The sequence below is a fragment of the Rhizobium sp. S96 genome, assembly GCF_030382195.1.
Taxonomy (GTDB): Bacteria; Pseudomonadota; Alphaproteobacteria; order Rhizobiales; family Rhizobiaceae; genus Rhizobium.
In genome coordinates this window covers 36,969-58,693 of the sequence record NZ_JAUDRY010000033.1, presented here as the reverse complement: position 1 = coordinate 58,693, position 21,725 = coordinate 36,969, and the positions used below count along the sequence as shown (strand labels likewise).

Annotated in this window: 22 protein-coding genes and 1 riboswitch; of the genes, 12 read left to right on the top strand and 10 right to left on the bottom strand. The window is 60.8% G+C overall.

Annotation, left to right across the window (positions count from 1 at the left end; all coding sequences use genetic code 11):
* Window positions 1–172: 172 nt before the first annotated feature.
* Entirely contained in the window at window positions 173–1,387 is a 1,215-nt protein-coding gene (locus tag QTL94_RS24540; protein WP_289803318.1) for an alpha/beta hydrolase, read from the top strand.
* A 147-nt stretch (window positions 1,388–1,534) separates the two neighbouring features.
* Window positions 1,535–3,259, top strand: a complete 1,725-nt coding sequence (locus tag QTL94_RS24535) for a SulP family inorganic anion transporter (protein ID WP_289803317.1) — start codon at window positions 1,535–1,537, stop codon at window positions 3,257–3,259.
* A 45-nt stretch (window positions 3,260–3,304) separates the two neighbouring features.
* On the opposite strand, the gene QTL94_RS24530 is transcribed toward QTL94_RS24535, so the two are convergent.
* The gene (locus QTL94_RS24530) at window positions 3,305–4,228 is read right to left on the bottom strand and encodes a DMT family transporter (RefSeq protein ID WP_289803316.1); all 924 of its coding nucleotides are present in this window, start codon (window positions 4,226–4,228) and stop codon (window positions 3,305–3,307) included.
* 219 nt (window positions 4,229–4,447) lie between these two features.
* Between QTL94_RS24530 and QTL94_RS24525 the strand changes: the two genes are divergently transcribed.
* The 3 genes from QTL94_RS24525 (at window position 4,448) to QTL94_RS24515 (ending at window position 6,522) form a co-directional block, all read left to right on the top strand.
* Entirely contained in the window at window positions 4,448–5,323 is an 876-nt protein-coding gene (locus QTL94_RS24525; RefSeq protein ID WP_289803315.1) for an amino acid ABC transporter substrate-binding protein, read from the top strand.
* A 110-nt stretch (window positions 5,324–5,433) separates the two neighbouring features.
* Window positions 5,434–5,787, top strand: coding sequence for a hypothetical protein (locus QTL94_RS24520; RefSeq protein ID WP_289803314.1), 354 nt, complete (start codon window positions 5,434–5,436; stop codon window positions 5,785–5,787).
* Between the two features lie 150 nt (window positions 5,788–5,937).
* A complete protein-coding gene (locus QTL94_RS24515) occupies window positions 5,938–6,522 on the top strand; it encodes a cation efflux transmembrane domain-containing protein (RefSeq protein WP_289803360.1) in 585 nt (194 codons plus the stop codon).
* 329 nt (window positions 6,523–6,851) lie between these two features.
* Here QTL94_RS24515 and QTL94_RS24510 read toward each other — a convergent pair whose 3' ends face one another.
* The 7 genes from QTL94_RS24510 to QTL94_RS24480 form a co-directional block, all read right to left on the bottom strand.
* Window positions 6,852–7,838 carry a hypothetical protein gene (locus QTL94_RS24510; RefSeq protein ID WP_289803359.1) on the bottom strand — a complete coding sequence of 329 codons (987 nt, stop codon included), beginning with the start codon at window positions 7,836–7,838 and terminating at the stop codon, window positions 6,852–6,854.
* A 392-nt stretch (window positions 7,839–8,230) separates the two neighbouring features.
* Complete coding sequence (locus QTL94_RS24505) at window positions 8,231–8,503, bottom strand: DUF982 domain-containing protein (protein ID WP_065693827.1); 273 nt, start codon at window positions 8,501–8,503, stop codon at window positions 8,231–8,233.
* A gap of 39 nt (window positions 8,504–8,542) precedes the next feature.
* Window positions 8,543–9,190 (bottom strand): alpha/beta hydrolase, encoded by a 648-nt coding sequence (locus tag QTL94_RS24500; protein ID WP_289803313.1) that lies wholly within the window; start codon window positions 9,188–9,190, stop codon window positions 8,543–8,545.
* Window positions 9,191–9,296: 106 nt separating this feature from the next.
* The gene (gene gcvP / locus QTL94_RS24495; protein ID WP_289803312.1) at window positions 9,297–12,161 is read right to left on the bottom strand and encodes an aminomethyl-transferring glycine dehydrogenase; all 2,865 of its coding nucleotides are present in this window, start codon (window positions 12,159–12,161) and stop codon (window positions 9,297–9,299) included.
* Entirely contained in the window at window positions 12,161–12,523 is a 363-nt protein-coding gene (gene gcvH, locus QTL94_RS24490; RefSeq protein WP_289803311.1) for a glycine cleavage system protein GcvH, read from the bottom strand. Before gcvH ends, gcvP begins: the two co-directional genes overlap by 1 nt.
* A gap of 23 nt (window positions 12,524–12,546) precedes the next feature.
* A complete protein-coding gene (gene gcvT / locus QTL94_RS24485) occupies window positions 12,547–13,683 on the bottom strand; it encodes a glycine cleavage system aminomethyltransferase GcvT (RefSeq protein ID WP_289803310.1) in 1,137 nt (378 codons plus the stop codon).
* A gap of 153 nt (window positions 13,684–13,836) precedes the next feature.
* Window positions 13,837–13,928, bottom strand: a riboswitch (glycine riboswitch).
* A 106-nt stretch (window positions 13,929–14,034) separates the two neighbouring features.
* Complete coding sequence (locus QTL94_RS24480) at window positions 14,035–14,304, bottom strand: hypothetical protein (RefSeq protein WP_113523384.1); 270 nt, start codon at window positions 14,302–14,304, stop codon at window positions 14,035–14,037.
* A 457-nt stretch (window positions 14,305–14,761) separates the two neighbouring features.
* Between QTL94_RS24480 and crcB the strand changes: the two genes are divergently transcribed.
* The 7 genes from crcB to QTL94_RS24445 all read left to right on the top strand — a co-directional run bounded on the left by crcB (window position 14,762) and on the right by QTL94_RS24445 (window position 20,283).
* The gene (gene crcB / locus QTL94_RS24475; RefSeq protein ID WP_289803309.1) at window positions 14,762–15,139 is read left to right on the top strand and encodes a fluoride efflux transporter CrcB; all 378 of its coding nucleotides are present in this window, start codon (window positions 14,762–14,764) and stop codon (window positions 15,137–15,139) included.
* 89 nt (window positions 15,140–15,228) lie between these two features.
* Entirely contained in the window at window positions 15,229–16,224 is a 996-nt protein-coding gene (locus QTL94_RS24470) for an RluA family pseudouridine synthase (protein ID WP_065693821.1), read from the top strand.
* The gene (locus QTL94_RS24465) at window positions 16,221–16,874 is read left to right on the top strand and encodes an HAD-IA family hydrolase (protein WP_289803308.1); all 654 of its coding nucleotides are present in this window, start codon (window positions 16,221–16,223) and stop codon (window positions 16,872–16,874) included. Before QTL94_RS24470 ends, QTL94_RS24465 begins: the two co-directional genes overlap by 4 nt.
* A 9-nt stretch (window positions 16,875–16,883) precedes the next feature.
* Complete coding sequence (locus QTL94_RS24460) at window positions 16,884–17,669, top strand: ATP12 family chaperone protein (protein WP_289803307.1); 786 nt, start codon at window positions 16,884–16,886, stop codon at window positions 17,667–17,669.
* A gap of 70 nt (window positions 17,670–17,739) precedes the next feature.
* Complete coding sequence (locus QTL94_RS24455) at window positions 17,740–18,198, top strand: hypothetical protein (RefSeq protein WP_289803306.1); 459 nt, start codon at window positions 17,740–17,742, stop codon at window positions 18,196–18,198.
* Window positions 18,199–18,231: 33 nt separating this feature from the next.
* Complete coding sequence (locus QTL94_RS24450; protein ID WP_289803305.1) at window positions 18,232–19,764, top strand: acyl-CoA carboxylase subunit beta; 1,533 nt, start codon at window positions 18,232–18,234, stop codon at window positions 19,762–19,764.
* A gap of 126 nt (window positions 19,765–19,890) precedes the next feature.
* Window positions 19,891–20,283: a DoxX family protein gene (locus tag QTL94_RS24445; protein WP_113523390.1), complete on the top strand. Its 393-nt coding sequence runs from the start codon at window positions 19,891–19,893 to the stop codon at window positions 20,281–20,283.
* 120 nt (window positions 20,284–20,403) lie between these two features.
* Here the strand turns inward: QTL94_RS24445 and fghA are convergent, their stop codons facing one another.
* Together fghA and QTL94_RS24435 are read right to left on the bottom strand one after the other, a co-directional pair.
* Entirely contained in the window at window positions 20,404–21,237 is an 834-nt protein-coding gene (gene fghA / locus QTL94_RS24440; protein WP_289803304.1) for an S-formylglutathione hydrolase, read from the bottom strand.
* A gap of 1 nt (window position 21,238) precedes the next feature.
* Window positions 21,239–21,700 (bottom strand): YaiI/YqxD family protein, encoded by a 462-nt coding sequence (locus tag QTL94_RS24435; protein ID WP_289803303.1) that lies wholly within the window; start codon window positions 21,698–21,700, stop codon window positions 21,239–21,241.
* Window positions 21,701–21,725: the final 25 nt, after the last annotated feature.

Below are 21,725 nucleotides of genomic sequence, written 5' to 3'. Positions count from 1 at the left end.
ACCAGCCAATCATGGATCGTAAGAAGCGTCCGTCTGTAAGCGTGGCAAATCCGCATCATGAAGGGCTCCAGCAGTACAGATAATACGTGATGCTACAGGCCCAGTGCCGTGTGAGCTGCTAGCGTCCAGTTCTGAAAGCCCGACATCCCAGGGCACTAGCTGGAATGCGTGTATGGTAAAACGTGGCGTGCCCCTTCTTCTGCTGCTTCTGACGAGTTGCGGCCATCCGGATGGCGTGATGACGCCCGTTGCGATCTCTGCATCTGCTCCGCCGACGTCCAAGGTCGCTATGCTGGTTGCGACCACCCGCGAGCCCTCCGGAGATCCCGGTACGCTATTCAACGGTGAGCGCAGCGCGAAGCCGCACCTCACGCAAATTACGGTCTCGATCCCGCCGAAACGCGAACCGGGCACCGTCCAGTGGCCGAAGCAGATTCCGCCCAATCCGGCGACCGATTTTGCTGTGACGAACGTCCAGCAGATAGACACCGTCGAACAGGGAAGGGCGTGGTTTGGACAGCACGTGAACGGCGGGCATGCGCTCGTTTTCATTCACGGCTTCAACAATACCTATGAGGATTCGGTCTTCCGGCTGGCGCAGATCGTGAACGACAGCAAGATGCAGGCGACGCCGGTGCTTTTCACCTGGCCGTCGCGAGCTGAAATCACGGCGTACCAATACGACAAGGAAAGCACCAACTATTCCCGAACCGCACTGGAGCAGGCACTTCGCACGCTCGCCGCCGACCCTGATGTCAAAGACATCACCGTCATGGCGCACTCAATGGGCACCTGGCTTGCGATGGAATCGCTGCGGCAGATGGGGATCCGCGATGCCCACGTCGATCCGAAGATCCACAACGTGATCCTGGCTTCCCCGGATATCGACATTCAAGTCTTCGCAAAGCAGTTCGTCGAGATGGGCGAGCCGCGACCGAAGTTCACGATCTTTGTATCGCAGGATGACAAAGCGCTTGCTGTCTCAAGCTTCATTACCGGGCGCGTCTCCCGTCTCGGCGCTATCAATCCAGCCGAAGAACCGTACCGCTCGAAGCTTGAAAAAGCCGGCATCACGGCGATCGATTTGACGAAGGTAAAGACCGGGGATGGGTTGAACCACGGCAAGTTCGCCGAGAGCCCGGAGATCGTTCAGCTAATCGGCCAGCGGCTGATGACTGGCCAGACGCTCACGGATTCGAAGGTGACGCTGGGCCAAGGCATCACGGCCGTGGTTGGGGGGACGGTAACGAACATCGGCACGGTGGCAGCGGCGACCGTCGCGGCTCCGGTCACGATCATGGAACAGCCGCTCCAGAAGAGGCGAAAGCCACTGCCGGCGGACGAAACCCTCGGCGGCGATCTGAAGCCGCAGACATTGACACAATAGGAGTGCGACATGCGGTGGTCACGGGCTCCTGCCCAGACGGCCTCCTACTGTCCAGTCGCGCGGAGTTCACCGTCATGCTACAAATCGCCTTGGAGGAGGCGTCTGGCCAATCGTCATTGCTGACGGGAATGGAGCGGCGCGAACCACATGTCTGAGTTAGCACAAAAAGGTGTCCTTCGCTGGGTGCCGGGGGTTCAAGCTCTCAGACAGTACAAACCCGGCTTAATCATCCATGATGTCACGGCGGGCGTTGTTCTCGCGACAATGCTGGTGCCGGTCGGTATCGCTTACGCCGTGGCATCCGGGGTGCCGGGTATCTACGGCCTTTATGCGACCATCGTGCCCTTGCTCGCCTATGCCGTTTTCGGTCCGAGCCGGATACTGGTGCTTGGACCCGACTCGGCGCTCGCCACGGTCATTCTAGGCACCGTTCTGCCGCTTTCGGGAGGAGACCCTGCACGCGCCATCGCCCTGGCGGCCGCAATGGCGATTGTGTCGGGACTAGTCTGTATTCTGGCCGGATTTGCCCGGCTTGGGTTCATCACCGAACTGCTTTCGAAGCCCATACGCTATGGCTACATGAACGGCATAGCACTGACCGTCATCATCAGTCAGACACCGAAGCTTCTCGGCTTCTCGATTGAAAAAGGAGGCCCACTGCAGGATCTGTGGGCAATCGCACAAGGAATTCTTGCCGAGCGGATCAATTGGGCGGCCTTCGGATTGGGTGGGGGAGCGCTGGCCCTCGTTCTTGTGCTGAAACGGTTCAAGCATGTGCCAGGCATTCTCATTGCAGTGATTATCGCAACTGTGGTCGTGGGAGTGCTGCAGCTGGGAGATCGTGAGGTGGTCTCCGTTCTCGGGCCGTTGCCGGCGGGCCTCCCTACCTTCCGGATACCCCTGATTGGCGTCTCGGATATCGGCCCGGTATTGGTCGGCGGGTTTGCGACAGCGATGGTCTCCTTCGCCGATACGAGCGTGCTGTCGCGGGTCTATGCCGCGCGGATGGGATATCGCGTTGATCCCAACCAGGAGATGGTTGCGCTCGGTGCCTCCAATCTCGCGGCCGGATTGTTTCAGGGATTTCCGATCAGTAGCAGTTCTTCTCGAACGCCTGTCGCCGAAGCCGCCGGGGCCAAGACGCAGATGACCGGCGTCGTCGGCGCAATCGCTGTCGCGCTGTTGCTGCTGCTGGCTCCGAAGCTTCTGCGGAACTTGCCAGACGCGACACTTGCGGCTGTGGTTCTCAGCGCCGCGATTGGGCTCTTCGAGTTCTCCGACCTCAAGCGGATCTACCGCATCCAGCGCTGGGAATTCTGGCTGTCGATGCTGTGTTTCGCGGGTGTGGCGATCTTCGGCGCAATTCCGGGGATAGGGATCGCGGTGGTCATGGCGGTCATCGAGTTCCTTTGGGATGGCTGGCGCCCGCGCTCGGCCGTTCTCGGCAACGCCGGTGCCAACGGCTATGTCGATGTCACCCGAGATCCGGAGGCCCGACGTATTAAGGGCCTCTTGCTCTTCCGTTTGGACGCGCCCCTGTTTTTTGCTAACGCCGAGCTCTTCAAGGAGCGAGTGAGCCAGGCGCTAGAGGCTGCCCCTGAGCGGGTGAACTGGGTGGTCATCGCAGCCGAGCCAATCACCAGCATCGATGTTACATCTTCGGACAGTCTGATCGAATTCATCGGCGATCTTCGAGCAACGGGCGTAACGTTCTGCTTCGCCGAACTCAGTGATGAGGTGAAGGGCAAATTAAAGCGCTTTGGCGTGTTCGAGGAAATAGGCGAGGCGCAATTTTTCCCGACGATCGGAGCCGCGGAACGCGCCTATGTCGATGCCTACGGGCTTGACGAGCCGCGGACCAGGAAGCCTTAGGTGCTGTTGGTGTCGCCGGCAAGCAGGGATTCCTTGCACCATCCCTCACGCGATGCTGATCAGCGCCGTCCCGACGATGGCCAGTCCTGCTCCACACCAGGCATGGACGCGTGGCATCTGGCCGCTTCGCAGCCACACCATTGGCAGGATGACGACGGGTGTCATGGAGGACAGCGTTGAGACGATGCCGACATTTCCTGTTCTGAGTGCTGCCATCAGCAAGGACATGCCGAGAGCCGTGCCGAAGAACGCCGCGGTGACGGCGATACTAAGGTCGGCCTTGCGAAACGCCGTCAGCTCCCGCCGGATTTTCGGCAAGGCGAGCAATGCCCAGAAGAACAGCACCGCCAGGCTGGACCGCACCGCCATCGCCGCGAAGGGATCGACACCTGAAGCCATCGCGGGGCGGGCGAGGAGGCTTCCGAGGGCCTGACCGAAGGCGGTGAGCACGCCGAGCGAGATGCCGAGCAGGGAGGGCGACGGGCCGCTGGCCGGAACGGATTCTATCGGCTCGGCGTCCGCAATCGGTATCATTGCCGGCGGCCGGCGCCGGCGAACGCCGATTGCGATCACAATGCCGGCAAGGATCAATGCGACACCCACGGCTTGAGTAGCGCTTATCGTCTCGCCGAAAGCAAGGTAGCCCATGATCAGCGCGAAGGGGGAGGTCAAGGAAAAGAGCAAGGCCGTGAGGCGTGGTCCTGCCGTATAGATCGCAGCGAAATAGGTTGTGCTTGCAAGCGCGATGCCAAAGACGCCCGAGGCGGCCAAGTTTCCCACCTGCCACAATCCCAGGGTGGCCCAGCCTCCGGTGATGGTCGCAACCCCCGCCGTTATTGCGAAGCCTGCCGTGACTTGCCAGCGAGCGAGCCGCATCAGCGGCACGCGACCGTTTAACTCACTGATGAACATGGAGCTCAGCGCAATGCATACGGCTGAGCTAAGTGCTAACGCTTCTGATACAAACATCGACCGGCCACCTCGGTCGGCAGCAATGGAATGCCGTCGATGTTCTGTCAATGCGGTCGACGAGGCTGCTTAGACCACCCGGCGGTGTAGCTCTCATCAGGCCTGCAAGAATGCTAGCGGTGCGCTTCGGTTGACAAATGGCCGGCAGCCCATAATCTGCGTGCATACTCTCGAGATTGCCCGTTTTCGGCGATGAGGATCATGCCCATGGCGCAGTGCATGAGACGGTTTCTGCTGCTGAATCTTGTCCTTTGGCTTTCTGCTGTCGCGGCGGGCGCTGCGACACTCGACACGATCGCCCAGCGCGGCAGTGTTCGCATCGGCTTTATTGCGGATGAGGCGCCTTTTTCCTCAAGCAAGCCGGGCGCCGATCCAAAAGGCTACGCGATCGACCTTTGCGGCAAGATCGCCGATGCAATCGAGGGCCAGGTCCCGCAGCTGAAGCGTGAGTACATCGAGAAGACGCTGGCCAACGGCTTCGACGCCGTGAAGAACGGCGATGTCGATCTGCTCTGCGGTGCTGTCACGGTCAACCTGAAGCGGCGGGAAATCGTCGATTTCTCGCAACCGATCTTCCTCACTGGCGCGACGGCGCTGCTGCGCAAGGATTCGCCCAACTACCTGCAGACGCTCTTTCTCGAGAAACCGACCATTCGCGCTGTCAGCGACCATGTCGCCTCCACCCGCATAATCGGTGTCCGCGCAAGCACGACCACGGGAACGACGCTGCGTGACGCACTGGCCACCCAGGTGTCAAAGACGAAGCTTGCTGATTTCCCGACGCACGAGGACGGGCTTGCTGCGCTGGAGAGCCACAAGATCGATGCCTACATCGCCGATCAGGTGCTACTCACCAGCCTGGCCAAGCGGGCGCGCGATCCGTCCGCGCTGGAGATCGGCGACCGCCTGTTCACCCACGAGCCCTATGCGATAGCAATGCGCCGCGACGACTCCGACTTCCGCCTGCTGGCCGATCGTACCCTGACGGCATTCTATCTCTCTGAAGAATTTCTGCCGATGCTGGAAAACTATTTCGGCTCGGAGGCGGCGCCGATGCTGCACACGCAGATCATCATGGAGCACGTGCCGGATTGATATCGATCACGTCACGCCGAAGTGTGGGCGCCGAGGTCGGGACCGCCTTGGGGTGGCTTTGTGCCCGCTTGTGTCGTTACGCCTGTTTCTCTGGTCTGATCGTTTTTTTGTTGGCTACCCCACCCAGCTATGCGGCGGAACAGAGTTTCGCGGGGCGTTGGAGCGAATCGGGAAAAGCGTCTTCGTCAGTCGGCGTCATTCAGTATGGCCAGACAGTTGCCATTTTCGGCAGGGCCGGCTGGTCGATGGCGGTGATCGAGCCCGGATCTGATGGCATGCTGGCCTCTGGCGTGGGCAGATGGACCTTCGAAGCAAACAGTCCGGCAGTCTCTGTGCATGTGCGGATTGGCGGACGGGACGATCGCCTCTACCTCTTGATCACAACCGAAGACACGGACGCTCCAGCTGAGCTCAAGGTCATCATGGAGCCACTCGAGCCGAAAGCGGCCGTACGGAAGGCATGACTGTTTTGGGCCGGACAGCACCTCGGGCAAAAATGCCGTCTATCGAGCTCGCAAACACACCTCGTCTCCAATTGTTGAATCGTATACAGCAGGCGGCCTCGTCTTGATCGCCCACACCCGAAGGCAGGTATCTTGCAGCCGATTGACCCTATGCTCCGGCGCGCCGTGTTTATCGTTGCGCTCGCGAATCTTGCCTATTTTGGCTTCGAGTTCGTCATTGCTCTGCGGATTGGCTCGGCTTCACTGCTGGCTGACAGTGCCGATTTTTTCGAGGATGCCTGCGTCAACCTCCTCATCTTCTTCGCCATGGCATGGTCAGCGCGCAATCGTGCGCGGGTGGGCATGGCAATGGCGCTGATCCTTCTCCTGCCGGCCCTGGCCTTCCTCTGGACCGCCTGGCAAAAGGTTCTCGCTCCAGTGCCGCCGGAACCACTCGCGCTTGGTTTGACCGGTCTGGGTGCCTTGGCAGTGAACCTTGCTTGCGCCTTTCTACTCTCCGCTTATCGCCGTGCCAGCGGCTCACTGACGCGGGCGGCGTTCCTGTCGGCTCGCAATGATGCTTTTGCCAATATCGCCATCATCGCGGCGGGCCTTGTCACGGCCTACCTCTGGTCCTCGGCATGGCCGGACCTCATCGTGGGCCTTGGAATTGCGTATATGAACCTCGACGCAGCCAAAGAGGTGTGGAGAGCCGCACGGAAGAACATCAGGCGGCTGCCTGACGGCGGCTTTTGAGCGATAGAAGGCGAAATTTGCCGATTTTGCCACGCATGAGGACGGGCCTGGAGTGCTGGAGAAGCACAAGACCGATGCCTACATCGCCTGCTCGTCCGCGAACCCCTCCGCGAGCGCGCTGCGCAGCGACGACGCCGACTTCCGTCTGCTGAGCGATAGCGCTTTGCCTGCTTGCTAGCTGTCGGGAGATCCTTGCCGATTATGGGACGCTTGTCGGACCGGAGGCGGCACCGATGCTGCACACTCAGATCCTCGTGAAGCATGTGCCCGATTGATGGAATTCAAGGAGCGATCTGGCGCTCATGCAGCCGCATTGCGCACGCAGCGGCTTAAGTGAAGTAGTTTACGACGAGTGGATCAAGCCGGCGTATCTGCCGTAGAAGTTGATAATATCTGGACGAGCGGGAAACGATGTAGCGCGGCGTTGTCTCGCCGCCAAAGCCTGAAAAGAACAGGATCGCTCCCTTGCTGCTAACCCCGTCGAAATCAAAGACGAGCCCCATGGACGACGCCATTTGGATTGCGCTCCAAATCAGCAACGGAATTGCGCCATTGCCACTGTCGATGCTGCGCGTCGACATCAAGTAATAACACGCCCGCCGATCCCAAACGCAAAGGATCGCTGCCTTGGTGGCGCCCTGTTGGTCCTCTGCAGCCCAGATGCAACCGCGCCCACGCGCCAGCGCCTTCGTCATGATATCGGTGCAAATTGCAAAATCGATATTTGCACAGATGCCCCTGGCCGCAAGATTACCTTTCGAAAAGTGGATGAACTCTTCCGGCTCCATGTTCATGCGAACGCGGAGCGACTCTTCGGCGCGCCGGATGACGTTCCGCGTCTTGTCGCGCATGGATTCCCAGATCGTGCATGCGGGAGCCGCTGTCACTTCGAAGGTAAATTGAACAAAAACGTCATAGCCTTCGGCCTGGAACGGCAATGCATCTCGCACGCCCTTATGCAGTTTCTGGCGAAAGGACGAGAGAGGCGGCAACTTTCGAATGAGTTCCTGGGTGATGCTTTGGCGCCTAACCAAGCGGTTCGTTGCCTTGCCTGTGCCGTCATCTATTCCAGGTCCGAGGAAATGGGTCAGGGTCGGCATGTTGGAGCTGGTTATCCCATAACGCTGTGCGACCAGATACGGCATTCGCCCGACCGTACGGCCGCCGTCTACCACCTCGACGTAGTTCACACGCCCGCGCGTGGCGGCGTCCAACCACCACTCTTCGTGGAAAATCGTGGGGACTAACGGATCATCGAAACCGCTGAAAACAGCGCTCGTTGCAACTGCCAGATCAGGACGCGAGTGCAGTTCCATCAAGTCCAAAACACCAAATATAGATGCTGTTGATCCGAATAATGTATTAATGACGAGACACTAATACTGTTAATCAATTGAAAAGTCAAAAATATTCATAGATGCGATAATGTATCGCATCGAGAATAGAGTAGAAATAGGTGTCTTGCCGTCACGTAACATGACACAACGAGAAATCGTGGACGGATTTTGCAGCGTTTCCCGACGCAATACGAATTGCAACTCATCCGGTTACGCTTCCAATCCAAGGAGCTGATACGACGCGACGAAAGTGGAAGCGCGCCTTCGCAATAGCGGTCGCGGCTTCGGCGTCTAATCAGGAGAATTTCAGGATAGTTGAACGCGCACCGCAATGATCATCTTGTCAGACCTTTGGCATCGCTCGGCGCGCCTCACTCGGCTTTCATATCGATCCCGGCCTCGATGGCAGCGGCGATGAAGGCCTTGCGGGCGTCCTCGTTTGTGCGTTTGCCTTTGATGACGTCGGCGCAGATGAGCAGAGCCTTGTCGAGCGCCGGACCGTCTTCCGTCGGCCAGTCCTCGATCATTGCCCAGGACGCCGCCTGCGTAGTGGCGATGGTAACGTACTGGCCGGGCTCTTCAAATGCGAGCATTACAGGCTTAGACCAGGGCTGCTGGGTGAGATCGCCGTCGGATTTTGCCATGGGACTGGTCGCCTGTTCTCTTGGAAAGTGTGGCGTTCCTTAGCGGGGCTGTTTCTCCACGACAAGCGGAAAGAACGTTTGCGCGAGCCAGTCTCCGATGATGGCAGACTCGCGGTCGTGAAGATCGTGACCGGTGGGCGCGGTGTGGCTGATGACGTGGGCGCCGGCGGCCTGGAACTGCGCCACCACGCGGATGGCGTCCTCAGGCGCACGGCGGTCGTCATATTCGCCGGCGAGAACCAAAATCGGTTTAGCCGGCATGTCGGGCACGAGCGTATCGAGGTCCGGCGACAATGGGCGGATGAGGATAGCACCCGCGGCGCATGCGGGATCGCGGATCAGGAGGGAGGCAGCGATGATCGCGCCGTTCGAGAAGCCCACGAGGATTGGCGGGTGGGTGATCAGACCTGTTTCGAGAGCGGTCGCGATGAAGTCATGGAGACGTCCGGTCTGCAGCGCGAGGTCGACGCTGTCGAGCGTGCGGTCGGGTTTGCGGCGGAAAAAGGCGTAGCCACCGTCCCAGTCGATGCCACCGCGCAGTGACAGGTATGGCCAGCCTAGCGCTGCATTGCCGGCCAGTGGCAGCAACTCGGTCTCGTCGCGGCTGCTGCCGTGCAGGAGGAGGAGTGGTGGTCGGTCGCCGGTGGCTACCGAGCGGACATAATGGAAGGCTTGGTGTTCCGGCATGGCGCGTGCGGGTCTCGTGTTTATGCAGCCTTGTAAGTCCGGGCATCTGCCGGGCGAGCAGGTAGCAAAACGCCCGGACAAAGCCGGGCGTTTCGATGTCGTATCCTTACTCGGCCGCTTCGGCGTAGGCCTCCAGCGGTGGGCAGGTGCAGATCAGGTTGCGGTCGCCGAAGACGTTGTCGACGCGGTTGACCGGGGACCAGTATTTGTCGACGCGGAAGGCGCCGGGCGGGAAGCAGGCCTGTTCTCTGCTGTAGGGACGGTCCCACTCGCCGACCAGATCTTCGACCGTGTGCGGGGCGTTCTTCAGCGGGTTGTTCTGCTTGTCGGAACGGCCTTCCTCGATGTCGCGGGCTTCCTGGCGAATTGCCAGCATGGCTTCGCAGAACCGGTCGAGCTCGGCCTTGGTTTCCGATTCCGTCGGCTCGATCATCAGCGTGCCCGCCACCGGCCAGCTCATGGTCGGGGCGTGGAAGCCGCAGTCGATCAGGCGCTTGGCGACGTCGTCGACGGTGACGCCGGCGCTGTCGACCAGCGGGCGGGTGTCGATGATGCATTCATGCGCGACGCGGCCGGCCTCGGACTTGTAGAGCACGTCGTAGGCGCCCTTCAGCCGTGCGGCGATGTAGTTGGCGTTGAGGATCGCCACCTTGGTCGCCTGCGTCAGGCCTTCGCCGCCCATCATCAGGCAGTAGCTCCAGGAGATCGGCAGGATCGAAGCCGAACCGAAGGCCGCCGCCGAGACAGCACCGGGGCGTCCGTCGCTCTCCGGATGGCCGGGGAGGAAGGGGGCGAGGTGCGCCTTGACGCCGATCGGGCCCATGCCGGGACCGCCGCCGCCATGCGGGATGCAGAAGGTCTTGTGCAGGTTGAGGTGGGACACGTCGGAACCGATGTCACCAGGGCGGGACAGTCCAACCATGGCGTTCATGTTGGCGCCGTCGAGGTAGACCTGGCCGCCATGCTTGTGCACGAGATCGCAGATCTCCTTCACCGTTTCCTCGAACACGCCATGTGTCGAGGGATAGGTGATCATGCAGCAGGAGAGGTTCTCCGAATGTTGCTCAGCCTTGGCGCGGAAGTCGTCGAGGTCGATATCGCCGTTTTCGCGAACCTTGACGACCACGACCTTCATGCCGACCATCTGGGCGGACGCCGGGTTGGTGCCGTGCGCGGATGTCGGGATCAGGCAGACGTCGCGGTGGCCGTTGCCGTTGGCGATGTGGTAGTTGCGGATCGTCAGCAGGCCCGCATATTCGCCCTGCGCGCCGGAGTTCGGCTGCATGGAGAAGGCGTCGTAGCCGGTGACGGCGCAGAGCTTTTCGGTGAGATCGTCGATCATCTCGCGATAACCGAGCGCCTGATCCGCCGGCACGAAGGGATGGATATCCGAAAACTCGGGCCAGGTGATCGGCAGCATTTCCGCCGTGGCGTTGAGTTTCATCGTGCAGGAGCCGAGCGGGATCATCGAGCGGTCGAGCGCCAGGTCGCGGTCCGACAGACGGCGGATGTAACGCGTCATCTCGCTTTCGGCGCGGTTCATGTGGAAGATCGGATGCGTCAGGTATTCGCTGGTACGGGCGAGGCCCTTGGGCAGGCGATAGCTCGGCTCGAAATCGGCCACGGCGAAGTTGCCGCCGAAGGCGCGCCAGACGGCTTCCAGCGTCGCCGGGCGGGTGCGCTCGTCGAGGCTCATGCCGATCTTGGTGGCGCCGACCTTGCGCAGGTTGACGCCTTCTGCGACAGCCGCGCGCAGAATGACGCCCTGCATGTGGCCGACATCGACGGTGATGGTGTCGAAGAAGGTTTCAGGCTCGATGGTGTAGCCGAGCTTTTCCAGGCCCTTGGCCATCAGCACGGCCTTCTGGTGGACCTGCTGGGCAATCGCCTTGATGCCCTTGGGGCCATGGAAGACGGCGTACATGGAGGCCATGACGGCGAGCAGAACCTGCGCGGTGCAGATGTTCGACGTCGCCTTTTCGCGGCGGATGTGCTGTTCGCGGGTCTGCAGCGACAGGCGGTAGGCGCGGTTGCCGCGGGCATCGACCGAGACGCCGACAAGACGGCCGGGCATGGAGCGCTTGTGGGCATCCTTGACCGACATGTAGGCCGCATGCGGTCCGCCGTAGCCGACGGGAACGCCGAAGCGCTGCGACGAGCCGATGGCGATGTCGGCGCCCATTTCGCCGGGCGACTTCAGAAGCGTCAGCGCCAGGATGTCGGCGGCGACGATGGCGATTGCGCCGGTCTGGTGCAGGCGCGAGATCAGGCCGGTGAAATCATGCACATGGCCGTGCGTGCCCGGATACTGGAAGATGGCGCCGAAGACGTCGGCCGGGTCGAGATCGGTGAAGGGGTTGCCGATGACGACACTCCAGCCGAGCGGCTCGGCACGGGTCTTGATCAGCTCGATCGTCTGCGGATGGCAGGCGGCGTCGACGAAGAAGGCCTTGGCCTTCGACTTGGAGACGCGCTCGGCCATGGCCATGCCTTCGGCGGCAGCGGTCGCTTCGTCGAGCAGCGAGGCGTTGGCGACGTCGAGGCCGGTCAGGTCGCAGATCATCGTCTGGTAGTTCAGGAGCGCCTCGAGGCGGCCCTGGGAGATTTCCGGCTGGTAGGGCGTATAGGCCGTATACCAGGCGGGGTTTTCCAGAATGTTGCGCTGGATGACCGGCGGCGTGATCGTGCCGTAATAGCCCTGACCGATCAGCGAGGTCAGGACCTTGTTCTTGTTTGCGGTCTCGCGCAGCTTGTCGAGCGCCTCGCGCTCCGTCATCGGCGCGCCCCAGACGAGCGGCGCCTTCTGGCGGATGGAGGGCGGGACGGTCGCGTCAATCAGCCCGTCGAGGCTGTTATAGCCGATGACCTTCAGCATATCGGTCATTTCGGCCGGCGAGGGACCGATGTGACGACGATTGGCGAAGTCATAGGGCTGGTAATCGGTAAACTGGAATTCCGTCGGCGTCGTCATTACGCGGTGAGCTCCTTGTAGGCCGCTTCGTCGAGCAGGCCGTCGGCATCGGCGGCGTTGGCGAGCTTCAGCTTGAAGAACCAGCCGGCGCCCTGCGGATCGGAATTGACCAGCGACGGATCGGCGACGATGGCTGGGTTCACCTCGGTGATTTCGCCATCCAGCGGACAATAGACGTCGGAAGCAGCCTTCACGGATTCAACCGTTGCTGCGTTGTCGTTCTTGCCGAAGGTCGCGCCAACTTCAGGCAGTTCGACGAAAACGAGGTCGCCGAGTTGCTCGACGGCATAATTGGTGATCCCGACCGTCGCAACGCCGCCTTCGATCTTCAGCCACTCGTGTTCTTCGGTAAATTTCAACATTGTTTGTCCTCTCTGGAAATGGTTCAGCGTTTGTAGGTCGGCGTGACGAAGGGCAGGGCACTGACGGTGACCGGCAGATACTTGCCGCGTACCTCGGCGTAGATTTCGGTACCCGCTGCGGCGTAGGAAACCGGCACATAGCCCATGGCAACAGGGCCTTCGACACTCGGGCCGAAGCCACCTGACGTGACTTCGCCGATCTCGGTCTTGCCCTCGGCATCGGCATAGAGCTTGGCATGGCCGCGCACAGGCGCCTTGCCTTCCGGTTTCAGGCCGACGCGGCGACGGAGGGCGCCATTGTCGAGCTCGGAGAGGATGCGTGCGGAACCGGGGAAGCCGCCGGCGCGGGCGCCGCCTGTCTTGCGGGCTTTCTGCATGGCCCATTCGAGGGCTGCTTCGACCGGCGTCGTCGTGGTGTCGATGTCGTTGCCATAGAGGCAAAGCCCGGCTTCCAGGCGCAGGCTGTCGCGGGCGCCGAGCCCGATCGGCTCGACGTCGGGGTGCTCAAGCAACCGCTTGGTGACATCCTCGGCCTTGTCAGCGGGAATGGAGATCTCGAAGCCGTCTTCGCCGCTGTAGCCGGAGCGCGAGACGAGACAGGAGACGTCGTGCAGGCGGCAGTGGCGGACGTCCATGAACTTCATGGCGGCGACATCGGCCCAGAGTTCGGCAAGGACTTCGACAGCGCGAGGGCCCTGCAGCGCGATAAGCGCGCGGTCGAGCACGGTGATGTCGCAGGTGGCAGAGAGGTGCTTTTGAAGAAGCGCGACGTCGGCGTCCTTGCAGGCAGCGTTGACGACAACGAAGAGGTGGTCATCGAGATGGGTGATCATCAGGTCGTCGAGAATGGCGCCATTGTCGTCGGTGAAGAAACCATAGCGCTGGCGGCCTTCGGGTAGGCCGAGAATATCCACGGGGACGAGGCTTTCGAGCGCTAGCGCTACGTCTTCATATTTCCCCGACTTCGCCTTGATGGTGACCTGGCCCATGTGGGAAACGTCGAAGAGACCAGCAGCAGTGCGGGTCTGCAGATGCTCCTTCATGACGCCGGCTGGGTATTGGACCGGCATGTCGTAGCCCGCGAAAGGCACCATGCGAGCGCCAAGCGACACATGCAGCTGATGCAGCGGGGTTTTCTTCAGGGCAGCAGTATCGTCCAAGGACGCCTCCGGGGTTTGCGCGTGGATTCCATGCGCGGGCTCAAATCTGAAGACGCGACTGCGCCTTGTCTTTCGAGCCCCCTCTGTCCCTTTGCCTGAGATTGTTATCCCTTCGGCGCGCGTTTCAAGAACGCATCTCTCCAGAGTTCCGTCTGCCCCTTGCTGGTCCTTTGGCCTGAGAGTTTCCGGGGCGGTTGCTCCTTCGGCACCGATCGCAACAGACCGGCTTCTCCCAACAGGGTTGAGCGCAATTATCTGGCGATGGCGGTGCTTGGCAAGGGGGAATGTCGCCGCCGAACAAATTTTTGTCGCGGGCCTTCGGGGCGCGAACAAGCACGCCCGGGTTTCCTATCAGTCTTCTTCGTAGAACTTGAGGGCCTGCCTCAAGCCGGCCTGCGGTTGCCTCTGTCCCATCGTCATCAGATCGAGAGCAACTTCGGTGGAGTGAATGATGCTCGTCGGTTCGTCGACGTCCTGACCGCTGTCGGCCTTCGCCTGCCGTTCGGCCAGACGGCGCGCTTCCTTGGCTGCCGTGCTCGTTGCAACACGCTGCGGGATGCGCAGTGTTTCTATCGCCGCTGCGGCGGTGCTTGCTGAAATGGAACCAACTAGAACTGTCATAGGACAGATTTACACTTGCGCGGGTTTTCGCCTCGCTAAGAAGATCACTAAAATATTATCGAAATCCGCCCATATTCTAGATGTTTCCGATACTCAGTTTCTGGTTTGGATGTAGAGTGGCGTAAATTCGGCCTAACGACTTTGGTATTTCTCGTTTTACTATCCGATCGGACGCAACAGACTGCAGCAACCCGCGCGTCAATCTTCGAAGGAAGCGTTCAGATGAATAGATTCCGCACACTGATGCTGGCCGCAGCACTTATCTTGCCGGTCGGCATGCTCACTGGTTGCACATCCACGGCCAGCAACACGGACCCAAACCGGTCGCTGAACTCGGCGTGCGCCCTCGGGTTTAACAACGATCGGCCATGCAGCTACTAGATGACCAAACCGAGCTTTCAACTCCCAGGCGTTTCACTCGATGGGCAGTTCATTTGAGCTGCGCTAGACAATCAGCATGACTCAAGCACTTCTCGTCGGCTTCGGCGGCGCAATTGGCTCCGTGTTTCGGTATTATGTCGGCCAGTGGGCGCTTCGACTGATGGGGCCGCACTTTCCCTGGGGGACGCTGACCGTCAATGTCGTCGGCTGCTTTGTCATCGGCTTGCTCGCGGAGATTATATCAAATCGCTTCGATGCCTCGCCGGAGCTGCGGCTATTGCTCATCACCGGCTTTCTCGGCGGCTTCACGACATTTTCCGCTTTTTCCTTGGACGCCATCTCGCTCTTTGAGCGCGGCGCAATCGCCTCGGCCGCGATCTATATGCTTGCCAGCGTCGGGCTTTCGATGGCGGCGGTGTTTGCCGGGCTTGCGGTCATGCGCGCATTCATCTGAGATTCCGGTTTCCGTTTTTGCGAAAAATGCTCTAAAGCCAGCGGCAAAGGCGGCGCTCGGCGCGCGCAACTCTTTCCGAAAGATCACGAATGGCTGGCATTGAACATATAACGGTTGAACCGGACGAGGCGGGCATGCGGCTCGATCGCTGGTTCAAGATCCATTACCCCGGCCTCGGCTTCGGGCCGCTGCAGAAGCTTCTTCGGTCCGGCCAGGTGCGTGTCGACGGTGGACGTGTGAAGACCGATGCGCGCGTGCAGCCGGGGCAGGTGGTTCGCGTGCCGCCGCTCGATGTCGATGCCAAGTCGAAGAGTGGGCCGATCGCCAGCCACGACCTCAAGCATGGCGGCGACTACGAGCTGCTGCAGCGCATGGTTCTGCATGAGGACGACAAGGTGATCGTGCTCAACAAGCCGGCCGGCCTTGCCGTGCAGGGCGGCTCCGGCGTGACGCGCAATATCGACAAGATGCTCGAGGCCTGGACGAGCCCGAAGGGCGAGAAGCCACGGTTGGTGCACCGTCTCGACCGCGATACCTCGGGCGTGCTCGTGATCGCCCGCACCCGCGGAGCGGCACAGAAGCTGACGGCGGCGTTTCGCGAGCGCGATACCAAGAAGACCTACTGGTCGCTGGTCAAGGGCGTGCCGCGCAAGCACGAGGACAAGATCTCGACCTGGTTGGTCAAGGAACAGACACCCGATGGCGACCGGATGCGGGTCTGCAAGCATGGCGAGGAGGGCGCGGATCACGCGATCTCCTACTACCGTGTCCGCGAGACGGCGGCGCAGAACCTAGCTTGGTTGGAGATGGAGCCCTATACCGGCCGCACGCACCAACTGCGCGTCCATGCGCTCCACATCGGCCATCCGATCATCGGCGATCCCAAGTATTTCGACGACGACATCAACTGGCCGTTCCCCGGCGGGGTGCAGAAGAAGCTGCACCTGCATGCTCGCAAGATCGACATTCCGCATCCGAACGGTGGCCGGCTGCGCGTCACCGCGCCGCTGCCGCCGCACATGGTCCAGACCTGGAACCTGCTCGGCCTCGATCTCGCATCCGCAGACAGGGAAGACTACGAATGAAACTCGCTCTGTTCGATTGCGATGGTACGCTGGTCGACAGCGCCGCGCTGATCCATGAGGTAATGGCGCGGACCTTCGTACATTTCGGCTACGACAGGCCTGACGTCTCGCTAACGAAGTCGATCATCGGCCTGACGCTCGATATCGCGATTGCCCGGATGCAGGGCAAGCCGCATGTCGACGACGAAGCGATTGCCATGACTGCCCACTATAAGGCGATCTACACCGACGTCAGGGACGAGCCCGGCATGGATGTGGTTCTCTTCGACGGCATCAAACCGCTGATCCAGACGCTTGCGGGTCGGGACGAAATCCTGATCGGCGCTGTGACCGGGAAATCCCGGCGCGGGCTGGTGCATGTGCTGGAAAAGCACGGCTTTGCTCCGCACTTCGTCGTTTCGCGCACCGCAGACGATTGTCCGTCGAAGCCACACCCTGCAATGGTGGCGGAGTGCTGCAGCGAAACAGGCATGAATGCCGCCGACACCATTGTCATCGGCGATGCCATTTACGATATGCAGATGGCCAAGGCCGCCGGGGCGACTGCGGTTGGCGTCTCATGGGGCTATGCCAGCGTCGATGACCTGGTTGCCGCCGGCGCCGATAGCATCGCCTATCATCCAGGCGACATCTTGAAGCATTTTTCCTGAGGTAATGCCATGCGCGATCTGCTGAACGACCCAACCGCTGGCCTGAGCCATCCCGATCCCGTTCGCCGCGGACAGATCCAGATGAAGAAGCCGCTGCCGAAGCGTTTCTACAAGACGGTCACGGTCTCGGAAGGTGATGAAGGGTTTGCGATCGAACTCGACGGCAAGGCCGTCCGGACACCGGCCCGGCACAAGCTGACGGTTTCGACGCGGACGCTGGCCGAGCTGGTGGCAACCGAGTGGCAGGCGCAGACGGAAGTCATCGATCCTGCCACGATGCCGGTAACGCGCCTCGTCAACACGGCACTCGACGGCGTCGCAACAGACACGCAGGCAGTTTTCGAAGACATCCTGCGCTTTTCGACCAGCGACTTGCTCTGCTACCGCGCCGAGGGGCCCGAGGCGCTGGTTCAGCGGCAGACCGAGCGCTGGGATCCGGTGCTCGACTGGGCGGCCAATGAACTCGGCGCCCGCTTCATTCTCGTCGAAGGCGTGATGCACCACGAACAGCCCCGCGACGCGATCTCCGCCTTTTCAGCGGCCCTGCGCAAGCATGACGACGCGACGAAGCTGACCGCATTGCATACGATCACGACCTTGACCGGCTCGGCATTGCTGGCACTCGCTTTCGCCGAACGGTTGTTGCCACCAGACGAGATCTGGTCGCTCGCTCACCTCGATGAGGACTGGACCATCGAGCATTGGGGTAGCGACGAAGAGGCTGAACAGCGGCGAGCCCAGCGGTTCACCGACTTCAAAGCCGCCGTTGATGTTTTTTTGGCCGTCAACGGCTAAAAACCGGTTGCTTTGACGGCTTTTATCGCGAAATCTGCGACTCTCATGGGGCGGATGCGGGTTTTTCGAGATGAGTTGGCTTAGGTCGTGTTTTTTGCGGATGGCGCTGGTCTGTATCGCGCTCACGTCTTGCAGTAGCTTGTTTTCGAAGGGACAACCCAGCCCGGTTTATGACGTCCGCAGCGCGGTCGTCCTTGCCGGTCCCAATATGCCCGCGCCGCTGCTGGCAGGCGTGGGCGACCGGGTCAACGCCGCGATCAACGCAACCGTCCGCACGAACGTCTATCCGCGCGTGATCCTGACCATTCGTATTCTCTCCGCCGAAAAAGGGCAGGGCTATAATGGCAGGCAATACATCGCCAAAGTTACGGTCGATGCCGCTTCGGTCGAAGACGGTTCGGTCATTGCCGTCAGTTCATTCAGCGTGACGAGCCTCTCGAACAACAAGGCGGCGGCAGACGAAATCCTGGCCGAGGATATCGCCGGGCGAATCCGTTCCATTTTCTCGCTGAACGCCGGTCACGCATAAATCAGAGGCCGCTTGCGCGGCGAGGAGTGCCCCATGAAGGAAATTCTCGAAGAGCTCGAACGTCGGCGCGACATCGCGCGACAGGGCGGTGGTCAGCAAAGGATCGACGCGCAGCATACCCGCGGCAAGCTGACGGCCCGGGAGCGCATCGACCTCTTCCTCGATGAAGGCTCCTTCGAAGAGTTCGGCATGTTCGTCGAACACCGGTCGAGCGATTTCGGCATGGACAAGAGCCGTATCGCCGGTGACGGCGTCGTCACCGGCTGGGGGACCGTCAATGGTCGCACCGTTTTCGTCTTCGCCAAGGATTTCACGGTCTTCGGGGGGTCTCTTTCGGAAGCGCACGCCGAAAAGATCATGAAGGTCCAGGACATGGCGCTGAAGAACCGGGCGCCGATCATCGGCATCTACGATGCCGGTGGTGCGCGTATTCAGGAGGGCGTGGCGGCACTCGGCGGCTATGCCGAAGTCTTCCAGCGCAATGTGCTGGCCTCCGGCGTGATCCCGCAGATTTCAGTGATCATGGGACCGTGCGCCGGCGGCGACGTCTATTCGCCTGCCATGACCGATTTCATCTTCATGGTGCGCGACACGTCCTACATGTTCGTGACCGGCCCGGATGTCGTGAAGACGGTGACGAATGAGACGGTGACTGCCGAGGAGCTTGGCGGCGCGACGATCCATACAACGCGCTCGTCGATTGCCGACGGTGCCTATGACAATGACCTGGAAACGCTGCTGCAGGTTCGCCGCCTGATCGATCTTCTGCCGCAATCCAACACATCGCCAGTGCCGGAAATCGAATGTTACCAGTCGGTGACCGATGCGGACACCTCGCTCGATACGTTGGTTCCGGCTAACGCTCAGAAGCCCTATGACATCAAGGAACTGATCCATAAGACCGTCGACGAGGGTGACTTCTTCGAGATCCAGGCGAGTTTCGCCAAGAATATCGTCTGCGGGTTCGGACGGATCGAGGGCGCGACGGTGGGCTTTGTCGCCAATCAGCCGATGGTGCTCGCCGGCGTGCTCGACAGCGATGCCTCCCGCAAGGCCGCCCGGTTCGTTCGCTTCTGCGATTGCTTCAACATTCCGATCGTCACCTTCGTCGACGTTCCTGGCTTTCTGCCCGGGACCGCGCAGGAATATGGCGGCCTGATCAAGCACGGCGCGAAACTGCTGTTTGCCTATGCGGAGGCCACCGTGCCTAAGCTAACGGTCATTACCCGGAAAGCGTTCGGCGGTGCCTATGACGTCATGGCATCCAAGCATCTTCGCGGGGATCTGAATTATGCCTGGCCGACCGCCCAGATCGCGGTGATGGGCGCCAAGGGTGCGGTCGAGATCATCTTCCGCAAGGACAGTACCGATCCGGAGAAGATCGCTGCTCATACGAAGATGTACGAAGACCGGTTCCTGTCTCCGTTCGTGGCGGCCGAACGCGGTTATATCGACGAAGTGATCATGCCGCATTCAACGCGGCGGCGGCTGGCGCGGGGTCTCAAGATGCTTCGCAACAAGGATCTGAGCAATCCTTGGAAGAAACACGACAATATTCCCCTATAGACTGAACAAATCGGGGAAAACGATAAGAAATCAAGCGGATGTGATCGGAGTTCCACCAATCGTGACTTCTTTGTGTTCTGCCATAACGTTAACGCTCCTCTGTCTTTTGACCTAAGGAGAGTCTTAATGCCAAGTTTCGAACGCCTCAACGCGTATCAGCCCTACGCGCTTGCTGCGCTGCGGATCGTCACCGCCTTGCTCTACATCGAGCATGGCACGATGAAACTGTTTGCCTTCCCGATCCCCCAAGGTGAAGGCGGTGCGCTTCCGCCGCTGATGATCTTTGCCGCTCTGCTCGAGACCATCGGCGGACTGGCGATCCTCGTCGGCTTCCTGACGCGCCCGGTTGCCTTCATCCTGGCAGGCCAGATGGCTGTTGCGTATTTCATGGCGCATGCCCCGATGGGCTTCTACCCGGCCGTCAACCACGGCGCCGAAGCGATCCTTTATTGCTTCATCTTCCTGTTCCTGGTCTTCGCGGGTGCAGGTGCGTTCGCAATAGACAAGCGAAACGCGTGATCTGCTGCCGCGGGCTAGCCCGCGGTACTCTTCGCCCAGCAGTGTAGGATGCGTTTGGGACGAACGCATCGTTTGGTCGGCCCCGTCAGGGGCCGATCTCATCTTCAGCCGCTTATTTCCTCAGCCGAGCCGCTCCGCGTGCCATTTCAGATGATCGTCCATAAAGGTCGAGATGAAGTAGTAGGAGTGGTCGTAGCGCTCGTGCATGCGCAGCGAAAGCTTGATGTCCGTCCCCTTGATCGCGTCTTCGAAGAGCCACGGGCGCAGGCCGTCGTCGAGGAAACCGTCAGCCTTGCCCTGGTCGATCAGGAATTCCGGGAAACGCGCGCCGTCCTGTACGAGGGCGCAGGCATCATACTGCCGCCAGGTCGCGCGATTTTGACCGAGATACTTTTCCAGCGCCGGCGCGGACCAATCGGCTGTCGACGGCTCGACGATCGGCGCGAAAGCCGAGCAGCTCTTGAAGCGATCGGGGTTCTTCAGCGCGATCGTCATGGCGCCGTGACCACCCATCGAATGCCCGAAAATACCCTGACGGCTCATGTCCATCCGAAAGTGCTGACTGACGAATGCCGGTAATTCCTCGGTGATGTAAGTGTACATCTGGTAGTTCTCTGACCACGGCTCCTGGGTCGCGTCGAGATAAAATCCCGCACCCTTACCCATCTGCCAGTTCGTCAGTTCGTCCGGGACGTCGTTGCCGCGCGGGCTGGTGTCGGGGCATACGATGATGAGGCCGAGTTCGGCCGCCATCCTGCGGTACTCTCCCTTTTCCATGACGTTGGCATGGGTGCAGGTCAGGCCCGAGAGGTACCAGAGAACCGGCCGCGGCTCCTTGATCGCCTGAGGAGGCACGAAGACGGCAAATGTCATGTCGCATTTGCAGGCCTCGGACGTGTGCGTGAAAACGCCCTGCATGCCGCCGAAGGCGGTCGCCTGGGAAATGATGTTCATTCTAATCTCCGGTCTTTGGAGTTGTGGCTTTGGCGCGCCGGCAGAGCCGGTCGAACGTTTCGAGGAAACGGGAGCGGTCCTTGGGACTGAAGGCCGCATTATAGCCCTTGCTTTCACCGGTTTCCCTGAGATGTGCGCCGAGATCGCGCATGGCGCTCGCCATGCCGATGTTGGTGTCGTCGAAGATGCGGCCGCTTGGGCCACTGACAAAAGCGCCAGTGGCGACGCAGCGAACCGCGAGCGGCACATCGGCGGTGACAACCACGTCTCCCGCACCGGCATGCTCGGCAATCCAGTTGTCGGCCGCATCGAAGGCATTGGAGACGATGACGTTGTGCACCATCGGATCACGCGACGGGCGTAGCCCGGAGTTGGCAACGAATGTTACCTCTATACCGTGGCGCTCGGCGACCTTGAGGATTTCCGGTTTGACCGGGCAGGCATCTGCGTCGACGTAAATCATGTTGCAAACCTTATCGGAAGGCGAC